At 59.6% G+C, this 13440-nt stretch carries 8 protein-coding genes; 4 read left to right on the top strand and 4 right to left on the bottom strand.

Going from position 1 to position 13440, the window contains the following annotated elements:
- Positions 1-150 precede the first annotated feature (150 nt).
- On the bottom strand, positions 151-3918 hold the full coding sequence (locus CLOEV_RS01870; protein ID WP_034441565.1) for an Ig-like domain-containing protein: 3768 nt from the start codon (positions 3916-3918) through the stop codon (positions 151-153).
- Between the two features lie 347 nt (positions 3919-4265).
- On the opposite strand from CLOEV_RS01870, the gene CLOEV_RS01865 reads away from it, so the two are divergent.
- Positions 4266-4490: a hypothetical protein gene (locus tag CLOEV_RS01865; protein ID WP_034441563.1), complete on the top strand. Its 225-nt coding sequence runs from the start codon at positions 4266-4268 to the stop codon at positions 4488-4490.
- Between the two features lie 250 nt (positions 4491-4740).
- Here CLOEV_RS01865 and CLOEV_RS01860 read toward each other — a convergent pair whose 3' ends face one another.
- From CLOEV_RS01860 to CLOEV_RS01850, 3 genes are all read right to left on the bottom strand, one after another.
- Positions 4741-7230, bottom strand: coding sequence for a LuxR C-terminal-related transcriptional regulator (locus CLOEV_RS01860; protein ID WP_034441561.1), 2490 nt, complete (start codon positions 7228-7230; stop codon positions 4741-4743).
- Positions 7231-7345: 115 nt separating this feature from the next.
- Complete coding sequence (locus CLOEV_RS01855; RefSeq protein WP_034441559.1) at positions 7346-7765, bottom strand: type II toxin-antitoxin system VapC family toxin; 420 nt, start codon at positions 7763-7765, stop codon at positions 7346-7348.
- Positions 7762-7974, bottom strand: a complete 213-nt coding sequence (locus tag CLOEV_RS01850; protein WP_008709054.1) for a type II toxin-antitoxin system Phd/YefM family antitoxin — start codon at positions 7972-7974, stop codon at positions 7762-7764. The genes CLOEV_RS01855 and CLOEV_RS01850 overlap by 4 nt, the downstream gene beginning before the upstream one ends.
- Positions 7975-8284: 310 nt before the next feature.
- Here CLOEV_RS01850 and yqeC point away from each other — a divergent pair, with 310 nt between their 5' ends.
- The 3 genes from yqeC to CLOEV_RS01835 all read left to right on the top strand — a co-directional run bounded on the left by yqeC (position 8285) and on the right by CLOEV_RS01835 (position 13439).
- Positions 8285-9049, top strand: a complete 765-nt coding sequence (yqeC, locus tag CLOEV_RS01845; RefSeq protein ID WP_034441557.1) for a selenium cofactor biosynthesis protein YqeC — start codon at positions 8285-8287, stop codon at positions 9047-9049.
- A 2-nt stretch (positions 9050-9051) separates the two neighbouring features.
- Entirely contained in the window at positions 9052-9630 is a 579-nt protein-coding gene (locus tag CLOEV_RS15670; RefSeq protein ID WP_051484818.1) for a nucleotidyltransferase family protein, read from the top strand.
- A gap of 1133 nt (positions 9631-10763) precedes the next feature.
- Complete coding sequence (locus tag CLOEV_RS01835; protein ID WP_051484817.1) at positions 10764-13439, top strand: calcium-translocating P-type ATPase, PMCA-type; 2676 nt, start codon at positions 10764-10766, stop codon at positions 13437-13439.
- Position 13440 lies beyond the last annotated feature (1 nt).

Genomic DNA, 13440 nt, shown 5'->3' with positions numbered 1-13440 from the left:
GGTTTTGCGTTTCGTGTGAATCGCTTAATTTGTTCACCAGAAGTGCGAGTTGCTAAATAACTTTGGGCTCTGGAACCGGAGCCGTATATTAATACGGCGAGGACGCCAGAGCCCTAAGTTATGACGCAAATCGTGCTTATAAACGCCGATTTACCGCTTCTTGCGTATTATTAGTACCGCAGCCATCGCCGCTAGCAGCGGCAGCGCCGCTCCTGTGTTGCAGCCTCCGTTGTGGCTGCGGGTGTTGTCCGGCTGGTCGGGTTCCGCGGCCGCCGCTTTGATTATCGATACCGGGTCGATGACTGTGCCGTCCGCGTTGCCGTCGAGGTCGAATGACTCTCCGTCTTTGACGAAGATCGTGAGGATGTAATCCGCCTCTTTGTCTATCGCGCCCGTTACCATCGCCTCGTTCGTGTCGTAGAGCGCCGCCGTTTTGTCGGCTATCTCTTCGGGCGCGGATATCGGCGTGAAGAGTTCTCCCGTGCCGTCCGGGAATACTTTAAGGACGCGTATTTCCGCTCCGGTCACTTCGCCGAATATGTCTCCGCTCACTTTGAAGCTGATGGCGTGGAGCATTCCGGCTTTGTCGGCTTTGCTTTCGACGATCGGCAGCGCGTAGACGATGTCTTTGCTGACGGTCGGGTCTTTGGCTATGACGTCGTTTACCGCTCCGTTGACGACGGTGCTGCCGGCGGCAAGGGCTCCCGTCGCGGTGAGCGCGGTGTCTTCGTCTTTGAAGCCGGCTGCGGTCGCGACTGTCGTCTGTTTTGCCGCGTCCGTGACGTAGGACGCGGTATTGTCGGCGAGTTCGATCTCCGCCGGGCGGGCTATCGCGTGTGTGACAAGCTCGGGCGTGAGCGATGGCGCCGTCGGGTCGTCGCCGGCGTTATTCCTCACGGTTACGGCGCATGCGGCAGATGCTCCGCCGCCGTCGTTCGCCGTCGCGGTGATCGTCGCTTTGCCCGCCGCTTTCGCCGTTACCGTGCCGTCCGCCGCGATTTCGGCGATGTTTTTGTCGCTTGTCGTCCATGTTACGTCTTTGGCGTAGGCGTCGTCTGGCGTGACCGTGGCGGTCAGTTTGTCGCTTCCGCCGGGGGCGAGGACGAGCGCCGTTTTGTCGAGCGATACGCCGGAGACGTATATCTTGCTGTATGTCGCCTTGACGTCCCAGCTCGCTCCCCACGCGAGGTCTTTGCTTACTGTGTAAGCTTCGGAGCCGTCGTTGACGCTGATGGAGTAGCCTGCGACCTTTGCGAACGTCACGGTGTAGACGTCGCCGGACATTTCGGCGTTCGACCAGTCGGACGAGGTTATCTTCTCACTGTAGCCTTTTTTGCCTGTTACGGCTGTGTCGTATGAGACTGGCGTATCGCCGGATGTGGTGTCTGTGGCTATATGGACTGTGGCGTAGTTGGGTGTCTTTACGGCGAGGGCCATTGCAACGGCGTATGTATCGTCCTTTGCTCCGTCCTGGACGAGGAAGTAGTCGTCGGAGGTCTTGTCGGACGATATCGGGAGTATCCAGCTCGCGCCCATCGTCTTGTCGCCCGATACGGTGCCGGGCAAGTTGAAGAGCATTATGCGCGTGCTTATCCTGTAATTGCCGTCTTTGTCTTCGCTGACGGTCATGTATTTGCCGCGGGACGCGCCGGAGTTGTCGGCGGCGTCGTTGAGGCTCCTGGCGGCGTATTCGTCTCCGCTCTTTACGACGGCGAAGAGGTTTACTTTATCCAGAAGGTTGCCGGCGTTCAGTTCTGTCTTGATGTCGTCCGAGAGCAGGGCAATGTCCGCCGACGTTATCGTGAAGTTCGTCTGAAGAGGCAGATATGCGCTGTCCGTTGATTTATCGTTGTCATAGCCGAGCAACTTCCGCACCTCATCGACGAGGATGCGCCAGAATTTGGCAAGCGTTGTTTCGTCAGAACCTGCGTGTGCGGTCGCGCTGACGGCGCTGACGAGACGCAGCTTTTCCGGCGACGTGTCGGTGATGCCCCAGTAATCCTTTATAGCCCCGGCAATAATGTCGCCGCTGGTCTTGCCGCCTGTGCCTTGGATGTAGCAGTCGATCGAAAGGTCGGTGCTTGCGGCTGGCACTGCGTCTAACGATGCTATCGTGATGCCGTCGGGGAGTCTGCCCTCTTCGCCCAGTTTTATTAAAGCGTCATAGACTTTGAACGATTCGTATGTGTCGGGGCTGATGATGAGGACGCCGGAGCCGGTACCGTCTTTGTCCGTCTGGTTTTCGGCCGGAAGCGGGTCGGCTGGGTCGGTCGCGGGATTTACCGTAATGTCGCAGTAGTCCGTCTCGCCGTCTTTGGTCGTCGCCGTCACCGTCGCCGTACCTCTGCGGACGCCTGTGGCCGCTATAGAGGTTCCATCCTTCTTGTCGAGCGAAACGGCGTCACCCGACACGTCCCACGTTACGCCGCCCGCGGCGGAACCGCCGGAGGCGGTAAGCTTAGATGTGCCGCCGACCGCGATCGTCGCCGATTTCGGCGTTACCGCGAAATCCTGTACGGTTATCCCCACGTTGGCGCTGACCGCCACCGAGCCGTCTGAGACGCTTAGCGGCGTCTTGGAGAAGTCTGTGTATTTGAATTTGTAGCTGACCGCCATGGCCGTCGTTCCGTAGTTCCGGCCGGTGACGGTGACTTTGCCGGAAGCAACATCCGCCGAGGCAATGCCGGCGCTTGCAACGTCGGCGCTTAAGGTCTCGATATACATCGCGGCGGAGGCATCCGCGCCCGGCGCGAGCGCAAACGGCACGACAGCCGAGCGGTCTTTGGCGACCGTGACGGAGAGCGGGCTCACGCAGGCGGTCACGACCGTCTTGGAGGCATCCGCGTCGTAGGAGACGACGTGCGTGCTATTGCCGGCGCCGACGCCGACGCTCGGCACGCTTGTTGTTGTTGTTGTATAAAGCCAGCCGCAGTTCGTCACCGTGCCTGTGGCGTTCATGTTCCGCCCGACGACGCCGCCGACATAGTCGCTGCCGCTGACTGCCCCGCAGTTCGACGCGCAGTTCGTCACCGTGCCATCGCTAATCCCGACGACGCCGCCGACATTTTTGCCACCGCTGACTGCCCCGCAGTTCGACGCGCAGTTCGTCACCGTGCCCTTGTTATTCCACCCGACGACGCCGCCAGAGTCGCCGCTGCCGCTGACTGCCACGCAGTTCGACGCGCAGTTCGTCACCGTGCCTCTGGTTGTGCCGGACACACTGCCGTTCCTCCCGACGATGCCTCCGGCGTGGACGCTACCGCTGACTGTTTTGCAGTTCGACGCGCAGTTCGTCACCGTGCCCGTGTTATTCCACCCGACGACGCCGCCAAAGCTGCCGATGCCGCTGACTGCCCCGCAGTTCGACGCGCAGTTCGTCACCGTGCCATTGTTCTCCCCCACGATGCCGCCGACATAGTCTTCGCTGCCGCTGACTTTTTCGCAGTTCGACGCGCAGTTCTTCACCGTGCCATTGTTCTTCCCCACGATGCCGCCGAGAGTCCCTCCGCCGATTACCGTGCCCTCGATCGTCAGGCCGCTGACCTCCGCTCCGCCGGCGAGGGTCCCGATGAAGCCCTTATTTTCACTATTACCCTCATTGATATAGAGGCCGCTGATCGTGAAGCCGCCGCCGTCGAATGTGCCGCTGAAACTGCGGATCGGCGTCCATTGGTTGTCCGACGTGCCTTCAAGGTCGATGTTCGCCGTCAGCTTAGCGTTGATGTCCTTGCTGCCCGCGTTGACCGCCTCCCTGAACTGCTTGAGGTCCGCCGACGTCGCGATCAGATAATAACCGGCGCTATCCTTCGTCAGCTGCAAATCCTCCGCCTCCGAACGCAGCATCATGAACGATGCTATCGAAACCAGGATCAACGCCGCGATCAAATATAAACTGAACCTTTTGCCGTCTTTGCGCACAAAAAAGCCCCCTAAAGAGAAATATATACCTACTCGCTCCATGGTAAACGGCGCTCCCGGATATGACAATCGCCCGTTCGGGTGATTGGGGCTCTTTTTTAAAGAGTTTTTTTGGTTCGGACCACCATAAAGCCGGTCGTGACCCGTGAAAATCCGATTCGTTTTTTTTCATTGTTTCGCGCGCGCCGCCCGCCCCTCCGTCCCTCCGGCCCCCGAGCAAAAGTCCAGTGGCGTTGGTTTTACTTTTTTAAAGGCTCCCTCGCCGATAAGCAGGGAGCCAAAACGATGTTTTTTCGTTTTGTGCGAGTCGCTTAGCTCCCCGCGAAGCGGGGTGAGGAGGGTTGACTTTGGGTTTTGTTTTTGTTCTGGCCTTATCCTCTCCCACTGAAGAGGCGAAAGAAGATAAGATCAAGAGCAACACAAAACCCAAGGTCAAAACTCCTCCAGTCTCGGCGGAAAAACACCGCCGAGCCAGCCCTGGTGTAACTACCAGCCGATTCGCACAAATCAGAAAAACACTGATTTGGCTCCCTGGCCGCCTCGGAGAGGGAGCCTTTAAAGGCATAAATTAAAATCGCTGAATATCGACATATTGTTTTTTGTGGGTGCCCGCTAAATCCCAGTTTATCTTTTCCCTCTCCCAAAGGAAATCAACGATAGCAGTTTTGCATAATAACAAAAAAATCGGCGCGAAGAAGTGCCGTAGGCTAAATAGGCCGGCCTCTGAGTACCGGAGCCGTATTCTCCATACGGCGAGGACACTCAGGGGCCGGCTTATGACGCATACGGTGCTTATTCGCGCCGATTTTTATAAACGCCGATTTACAAGAGGCAGCGCTTGGCAAGCTCCACTCTTGAGCGGACTTTGAGTTTCTTGTAGACGCTCTTTTTCATGGTGCAGACGGTGTTGTTCGTGATGGAGAGTCTTTCGGCGGCCTCCTGGGTGGTCAGGCCTTCGGCGAGCAGCCGCGCCACTTCGCGCTCTCTCGCGGAGAGGGGCTTGTCTCCGGGCTGGGTGCCGGCGTCAGGGATGCCGCTTATGTTGTATTGCAGGCGCTGGGAGAGGGCGAGGATGGCGTCAACGGCCTGTTTGTCGCCGATCTGCGGGCGCAGCGCGACGAGCAGCGGCGCTATTTCGCTCCCCTGTTCCGCGAAGGGCAGGTATATTTTGTCGGGCAGGGCGAGGTCCAGCGCGGCGTTCAGCTCCGTTTCCGCTTCGCCGCTTTCGCCGGAGCGCTGTTTGTGGCGCACGGCGTAGAGGCGGAAGTATATCTCCGGCAGCAGCATGTGGAAGCGGCGGCTTTCGTCGATGAATTCTCCGACGAGCGCGCCGAAGCTGACGGGGTCGTTGTCGAGCAGGTATTTGGCGAGCGGTATCAGCGCGAAGGGGACGGCGGCGGCGAATACTTTTTCCCTGATCCGGCGCGCGTCGAGGGTCCATTCGGGGATGAGGCCGCCGATGCCGGCCATGGTCCCCAGGTGGGCGCGGCAGAGTTCCGCCGTGACGACGCCGTAGGGGTCGCGTCCCTCGAAGGCGCGCGCGCGCATTTCGGCAAGCGTTTTGCTGAATTTGCCGCTTTCGCCGCGCAGGGCGGCGATGCGCGCGAGGACGAGCTCGCCGCAGAAGCAGATGCTGTCCTGATGTTTTATTTCGGCGCTGTAGATGGCTTTGATGGCCAGGTTCTGCGCGCTTTCGTCGTCTCCGCTCATGAGCGCCGTCTCCGCGGCCATGGCGGCAGGCGCGCCCATGCCGTGGCCGTTTCTGAGTTTATAGTAGCAGGGCATCCCGTTTTCCACTTCTTTGAGTTCTTCGCGGAGGCTGCCGCTTTCGCGCCAGAACATGCAGACGACGGAGGAGATGCCGAAGGTCCAGGTGTCGTCGTTGAAGTAGAGGGTCTTGAGCGGCCCCCGCAGTATCTTCCACGCCTTTTCGTGCGCGGCGCACATGGCCTTGACGTCGTTGAAGGCGGGGAAGAATTTGAGGAATTCCAGTTCACCGCGCAGGTTTATGGCGCGTTCGCCGCCGCGCCGCTCTTCAAGTTCGCAGGATTCTTCCGCGAGCGCGAAGGCGCGGGAGAAGTGCTCGAAATCGCCTTTGAGGAAGAATTCCAGCGCCGCGCGCAGCATTATTTCCGGGTGGCGCAGCAATATTTCTTTGGGGCAGTCGTCAAAGATGGCGTCGATGCTCTCTCCGCGCGCGTAGCGGATGGACTGCGAGAGGGCGGCGTCCCCAAAGGGGAGGGCGAAGATGGCTTCGTAGTCGCGCGTCCGGGCATAGCATGAGGCGGCCGCGCCGACGTCCCCGCGCGCGGCGTAGCCTTCGGCGGCCCGCCGCAGCGCGTCGAGCTGGTATTCGCGCGAGCGGCGCGATAGTTTGTCGGCAAGGTAGGCCCTTTTGAGGCTGTGGAATGTGTATGTCCCTTCGTTCGCGTCGCGGCGCACGAAGGGGTCGTTGTCGAGGCGCGCTATCTCATCTTCGCTGAGTTCCGGGCGTCTCAGGATGGCGGCGGCCTGTTCGATCGTGAAGTTTTTCGGGATGGAGAGGCGGAGGTTCTCTTCCCGTTCCTGTTCGGTGAGTTTGTTCCAGACCGCCGTCTCTATGAGCTGCGAGATGCCGCCGGCGGTCTCGAAACGGCCGTTTTCCGCGTAGGCCGAGAGCTGGAGGCGCAGCGCGGCGATCCAGCCTTCGGTGATGTCGCAGAGCATGTCGAGCTGTTCTTCGTCGAGCGTGATCCGTGAATGGAGGAAGAATTCCGCGATGTTTTCACGCGTGTAACGGAAGCTGTCGTTGCCGATAAGGGCCATGCGCGGGTTGGAGGTGGTGCGGGCCGCGGCCGCCGCGGGCTGGGTGATGACGACGATGTGGAGTTTTTTGCCGCGGTGCAGCGAGAGCGCCTCTATCAGCTGCGCCGATATTTCAAAGCCGGCAAGCTGCCAGTTGTCAAGCACGATGACGGTGGTCTTGGAACAGCGTATGTCGCGCAGGATGGAGGCGAGGTCGGGGAGCGACGAGAGCGAGGGACGCCCGAGGTTCCCGAGCCAGACGGCGGCTTTGCCGTCGGCGTGCGCGATGAGGCCGCAGAGGGCCTGCCACGCCTTTTCCGGCGGTTCTCCGAGGAATGTGTGCCAGTAGACGTTCGCTTTTTGCTCCTGAACGTCTTCGAGGACTTCCGCCACCGCGGTGGTCTTGCCAAAGCCGGAGCCCGCCTCTATGAGCGTCAGCGGCGACGTCAGCATCGTCCCCAGTTTCTCGATGAGCTGCGGCGGTATGTATGTCCCGTCGTTGTTTTTGAAGCCCACGCCTCTGCGCATTTTCAATTCCCTCTTCCGTTGGTCGGTCCGCGGCTTCGTTCGCCTGGTTTCTTCATGATATGGTGATTATTATACAATAACGGAAGCCGGAAGGGAGTTTTCGTATCCGGGCCCGTTACCGCTGCAAAATCGACAGCATCATAGCCGGTCTTACCGCTTTTACCGGACAACCCGGAGCTGCTATAAATCCCTCATCCCGGGTAACAATATACTCCGCCCCATCCCGTTGTGAGCAGACGGCAAGAAGCGCATCTTCAAAATCACCCATCGGAAGCTCCAGGGCGTTCAGACAATCATCCTCGCCAACGCCGGCGACGCTGAAAATCGTCAGAAGGCTGTAGATTACCTCTCTCGTCTTTACATCTCCCAAATACTTCCTGGCAATGTAATAAATATCTGTGATGCTATTTGCCGAAATAAGCCCTTCAGCCCTATCCTGCGCGACCGCAAGGATAAGCTGCTTTGCCTCTGCGCCGCCCTCCCGCCCCTCAATGATCGCATCCAGAATAACATTCGTGTCGAAAGAGATCTTCATCCCAGGCGCTCCATCCTTGCCTTATCAAGGTCAGCTTCAGGCGGAAGGATATCAAATAACGACATCGCAGCCGAAATTTTATCCTGCTTCGGGGCCGTCAGTTTTGCGACCCTCTTGCCATTTTTCGTTATATAAATCTCTTGCTCGTTCACCATCGAGACATACTTTCCCACATTAGCCTTCAGCTCGGAGACCGATATCTGAATCATATAAAAACCTCCTTAACGTCACTATTTAGTGCTGTTATCATATCATATTTAGACCTAAATCACTCAAATAAATAGAGCCATGTTGTTTGAAAGAATGATTCATTGCAAGGAATTGGATATGTTTGACCCGGGTTTACTGTAAAAGCCGGGTTATACGATAACGGAAGCCGGGAAGGGAGTATTCGTATCCGGCCGTGTTCTGCGCAAGGCGCGGGGCGCGCCGGATGAATTCAGGGCCCCGCCGCCGCGCGGGGATTTTTTTGTATATAATAGAGGCGCGGATTTTTAATTTGCAGAGGTTGCGGATTTTATGAGAGAGCTGTTTGCGTTTTTGGCAGGATATATGGATAGGAATGAGGCCGCCCTCGCCGCGGTCACCGGCGGCGGCGGCAAGACGTCGCTGCTTTACGGGCTGGGGCGCGAGCTCGCCGCCTCCCGGCGCGTGCTGCTTTCCACGACGACGAAGATATTCCGTCCCACGGCCTGCGAGTGCCGCGACCTCTTCCTCGGCCCGGCAAAGTTATGCGCCGCCTTTATCGGCGCGATGCCGCCCGCCTCACTGCTGGCCGCCGCCGCGGGCGAGAGGGAGGGCAAGCTGATCGGCTACGCGCCGGAGGAGGTCTGCGCGCTCGCGGGATGCGGCGCGGCGGGGGCGGTGGTCGCGGAATGCGACGGCTCGCGGGGCCGGTCATTGAAATTTTATGAGGAATGGGAACCACCGGTGCCGCGGAGCTGCGGCTGCCTTTTTGCCGTCGCGGGGATCGACGCGCTCGGCGAGACGGCGGACGAGGAACATATTTTCCGCGCCGACAGGTTCCGCGCGCTGCACGGCATGGCGGAGGGGGCGAAGGTGAGCGCCGCCGATTATCTGAGTTATCTGCGCCATCCCGAAGGGCCGCTGAAAAACGCCCCGCGCGGCGCGAAGAAGATGTTATTGCTGAATAAGTGGGAGAGGGCCGGCGAAGAGGCGCGGCGGGAGTTCGCGGAGGCCGTGCCGTCCCTGCTCGAAAGCTATGACGCCGCCGCTTTCGTCTCGATGCGGCTCAATATACTTTACGACTGTCGGGAGAGATGAGGATGAATGTGATTCTGCTGGGAGCGGGGCTCTCAAAGCGCATGGGACGCCAGAAGCTGCTGCTGCCCTTCGGGGACAGGAGCGTCATAGAGACCGTGATCGGCAATCTGCGCGACGCCGGAGCGCGGATGATATACGCCGTGCTATCGCGCGAGGTCGCGGAGGCGCTCGGCCCCGCCGCCGGACCGCTGACGGTCCGCGTAAACGAGGAGCCGGAACGCGGGCAGTCGAGCTCGCTTTCGATCGGCCTCGATATGCTGCCGGCGGGAGAGGATTTCTGCATCATGCTCGGCGACCTGCCGCTCGCGCGCGCGGCGGATATAGCGGCGCTCGCCGAAAGGTTCAAGGCGCTGCCGCCGGAGAAGAGCGTCCTCGCCCCCTGCCGCGGGGGAGCTTTCGGACACCCGATGTTCTACCGCGCCCTCTGGCGCGAACGTTTCCGCGGCGCGGAGGGCGACGTCGGCGGAAAGAAGATCCTCATGCGCTACGAAGGCGAGATCGAACGCGCCGAAGCCCCCGACTGTCATTTCAAAGACATGGATACGCCGGAGGAGTATCAAGAGCGATTGGCCTCCCTGTAAATCGGCGTTTATACGCACGACTAACTTCATAACCGAGGGCCTGCCAATGCTCACCGCACACTAGTGCGCCTCCGCTTGGCAGGCCCTCGGTTATTTCGTTATTCGCACGTCTAAACGCCGATTTACGCGATTGCGAGGAAAGATAAATAGCGATTTAGCGGGCATCCACAAAAAGCCGTTTGTCGATATTCAACGATTTTGGTTTAGATTTTGCCCCTTGCCTCCCTCGCCGAGGGAGGTGGCCCGAAGGGCCGGAAGGAGTTTTGACCTTGGGTTGTGCTTTGCTCTTGATCTTATCATCTTCCGCTTCTTCCGCGGCTGTCGCCGCGGGCTCCGTTCGGCGCGAAAACCGCGCGCCAAACGGAGCAACACTCCTTCCGTCATGACGCGGAAAAACACCGCGTCATGCCACCTCCCTCGGCGAGGGAGGCTTTAAAAGCATAAATCGTAAAAAACGTGCGGCTGCCACCTCTGGTGTGCCTACCAGCCGATTCGCACAAATCAGAAAAACTCTGATTTGGCTCCCTGGCCGCCTCGGCGAGGGAGGCTTTAAAGGCGCTAAACAGCAATTTATCGTTTACTTCCAATCGCGTAAATCGGCGTTTATAAGCAGTGAACCAAAACGCCGGTTTTGCGTTTTGTGTGATAAGTGAGACAGAAAATCTTTGATTTTCGTCGTCGAACTTAGTTTGTCCATCAATCGCTTAATTTGTTCACCAGAAGTGCGAGTTGCTAAATAACTTAGGGCTCTGGAACCGGAGCCGTATATTAATACGGCGAGGACGCCAGAGCCCTAAGTTATGACGCAAATCGTGCTTATAAACGCCGCAAAGAGATTTAAAGAGCCCCGCGTGATAAGGGCAATCATGCGTATTGACAAACGCGGGCGGCGATGTTAATTTATGCCCTACAATTGAAAAGTACCCGTGAGGGAGTAGTGGCGCGCGAAGGGCGCGTGGCAAGTCAACATCCTGGCTGAGATCGAAAAAGTCTGGCTTGTCTTAAATAACGAGACTCATGTATTGCTCTGCGAAGCTTTACATGGAGTCTTTTTTTATGGCTCAGGCAAAGCTCCGGCGGAGCTGATACCTGGGTCTTTTCGTTGTAAGAGACGAAAGGATGTGGAACTTGGAATGCAGTTGAACGAAAAGTATCCGGCGCGCCGGGAGGCTTTCCGGGAAAGCGCCGCCGAAACGCTGAAGAGGCTCGGCGTCGACCCGCGGCGCGGGCTGAGTACAGAGGAGGCGGCGCAGAACCGGCGGCGGTACGGGGAAAACAGCTTCACTAAAAAGAAGCCCGTCTCGATGTTGAGAAGGATCGCGGAGGCCGCCCGCGAGCCGATGATAATCATGCTGATCGCCGCGGCGCTGATCACGCTGGGCGTGAATATCGCGCGCGGCCTGAGCGGCGGCGAGGCGGACCTTATCGAGTGCGCGGGGATATTCGCGGCGATATCGCTCTCCATAGCCATCACGGTGGCGATGGAGGGACGCAGCGCCAGGGCCTTTGAGGCGCTGAACCGTATCACGGACGATGCCAAGGTGCGCGTGATACGGGACGGCGAGGCGGAGCTCATTCCGCAGCGGGAGGTAGTCGTCGGCGATATCATCAGCGTTGAGACCGGCAATAAATTCCCCGCCGATGCGAGGCTGATAGAAAGCTCGTCGCTGACGGCCGACGAATCGGCGCTCACGGGAGAGAGTATGCCGGCGGGCAAGGAGGCGGAGGCGGTTTTCGCCGACCCGGAGACGCCGCTCGCCGAGCGCGCCAATATGCTCTATTCCGGCTGTTTTGCGACGGGCGGCGGCGGCCTGGCCGTCGTCACCGCCGTCGGCGACGCGACGGAGTTCGGCAAGATCGCGGGAGAGCTCTCGGCGGCGGAATCTTCCGCCACCCCGCTGCAGGAAAAGCTGGCGAAGATGGGCAAAAGGATCGCGCTGCTCGCCACGGGAACCGCGGCGGCGGTCTTTCTCATCCAGCTGGCCTCTTTTATCGCAAAGGGCGCCGCTTCGCTGGAGACGGTCTCCGAGGCTTTTATCACCAGCATCGTGCTGATCGTCGCCGCCGTGCCGGAGGGGCTGCCGACCATTGTCGCGGTTTCCCTCGCGATAAACATCATTAAGATGTCGAAACATAACGCGCTCGTCAAAAAGATGGCGGCCTGCGAAACTATCGGCGGCATAAACGTCATCTGTTCCGACAAGACTGGGACTTTGACGGAGAACCGCATGACGGTGACGGACGTCTGCGGCGGCGGAGAGCCGCGCGGGCCGCGGGAGCTCGGCGCGGGGGCGTTGATAGACAATTTCTGTCTGAACGGCACCGCCGAGGTCCGCTTTGAGGAGGGAAAGGCGGCCTTCATCGGCAATCCCACGGAGTGCGCGCTGCTCGTGGCGGCACACGACGCCGGCTTCGATTACCGCGCCCTGCGCAGGGAGAGGAACGTGCTTCACACCTTCCCCTTCTCTTCGGAGACAAAGAACATGACCTCCGTCGTCACGAATGGGACGTCCATAACGGCCTATACCAAGGGCAGCCCGGAAAAGATACTTTCTATGTGTTCCATGACCGACGGCGAACGGAGAGAGGCCGCGGCCCGTATAACGGAGTTTCAGGAGCGGGCGCGCCGCGTGATCGCCTTCGCGCACCGCGAGCTTTCTCCCGGCGAAGATTACGGCAGCAGCAGGGAGGCGATCGAGAGCGGCATGGCGTTTGACGGATTCGCCGCCATCGCCGACCCTCTGCGCGCCGACGTGTTTGAAGCGGTGGAGCGCTGCCGCGGCGCCGGCATCGACGTCAAGATCCTTACGGGCGATAACCTGACCACCGCCGCGGCCATCGCGGGAGAGCTCGGGCTTCTCGACGAAGGGCACTGCGCGGCGGAGGCCAGGGAGCTGGAGAAGCTTTCAGACGCTGAGCTGGCGGAGCGGCTGCCGGCGATACGGGTGATCGCGCGCAGCACGCCCTCCATCAAGACGAGGGTGGTCAGGATACTGAAAACGCTCGGCAACGTGGTCGCCGTCACGGGCGACGGCATCAACGACGCTCCGGCGATAAAAAACGCCGACGTCGGCATCGCGATGGGAATTTCCGGAACGGAGGTCTCAAAGGAGGCGAGCGACATCGTGCTGCTTGACGACTCCTTCGCCACCATCGTCCGGGCCGTACAGTGGGGGCGCGGCATTTACCGCAACTTCCAGCGTTTTATCCAGTTCCAGCTCACTGTCAACCTCTCGTCGGTGCTCGTGATCCTGCTGTCGGTCGTGGCCGGTTTTCAGGCGCCCTTCACCGCCATCCAGATACTTTGGATAAACATGATCATGGACGGCCCCCCGGCGCTCACCCTCGGCCTTGAGCCGGTACGCGGCGACCTGATGGACCAGCCGCCGATAAGGAGGGACGCGAACATCGTCTCAAGGGGGATGCTTTGGAGCATAACGATAAACGGCCTCTACATCACGGCGGTCTTCATGGCGCAGCATTGGACCAATTTCCTTGGCGGCACAGAGGCGGAGCTGTCTTCGATACTTTTCACGCTCTTCGTCGTCTTCCAGCTGTTCAACGCCTTCAACAGCCGCGCGCTCGGCGACGTCAGCATCCTGCGCAGCTTCGGCTCCAACAGGCTGATGCTGGGCGTCTTCGCGCTGACCTTCGCCTTGCAGGTGCTCATCACGCAGTACGCGGACGGCCTCTTCAGGACCGTCCCCCTGCCGCTCGCCATGTGGCTGAAGATCATCGCCCTCGGCTTCTCGGTAATCCTGCTCTCGGAGCTGGTAAAGCTGGCGAGACGCCGCTTTAGGGCCGATTAGT

Origin of the sequence: Cloacibacillus evryensis DSM 19522 (genome assembly GCF_000585335.1) — a bacterium.
GTDB classification, from domain to species: domain Bacteria; phylum Synergistota; class Synergistia; order Synergistales; family Synergistaceae; genus Cloacibacillus; species Cloacibacillus evryensis.
This window is presented reverse-complemented; position numbering and strand designations above follow the sequence as displayed.

Bases quoted from the DNA above. Each gene is read 5' to 3' on its own strand.
- CLOEV_RS01860 (WP_034441561.1), bottom strand. From the start codon at position 7,230: ATGCGCAGAGGCGTGGGCTTCAAAAACAACGACGGGACATACATACCG.
- CLOEV_RS01855 (WP_034441559.1), bottom strand. From the start codon at position 7,765: ATGAAGATCTCTTTCGACACGAATGTTATTCTGGATGCGATCATTGAG.
- CLOEV_RS01850 (WP_008709054.1), bottom strand. From the start codon at position 7,974: ATGATTCAGATATCGGTCTCCGAGCTGAAGGCTAATGTGGGAAAGTAT.
- yqeC (WP_034441557.1), top strand. From the start codon at position 8,285: ATGAGAGAGCTGTTTGCGTTTTTGGCAGGATATATGGATAGGAATGAG.
- CLOEV_RS15670 (WP_051484818.1), top strand. From the start codon at position 9,052: ATGAATGTGATTCTGCTGGGAGCGGGGCTCTCAAAGCGCATGGGACGC.
- CLOEV_RS01835 (WP_051484817.1), top strand. From the start codon at position 10,764: ATGCAGTTGAACGAAAAGTATCCGGCGCGCCGGGAGGCTTTCCGGGAA.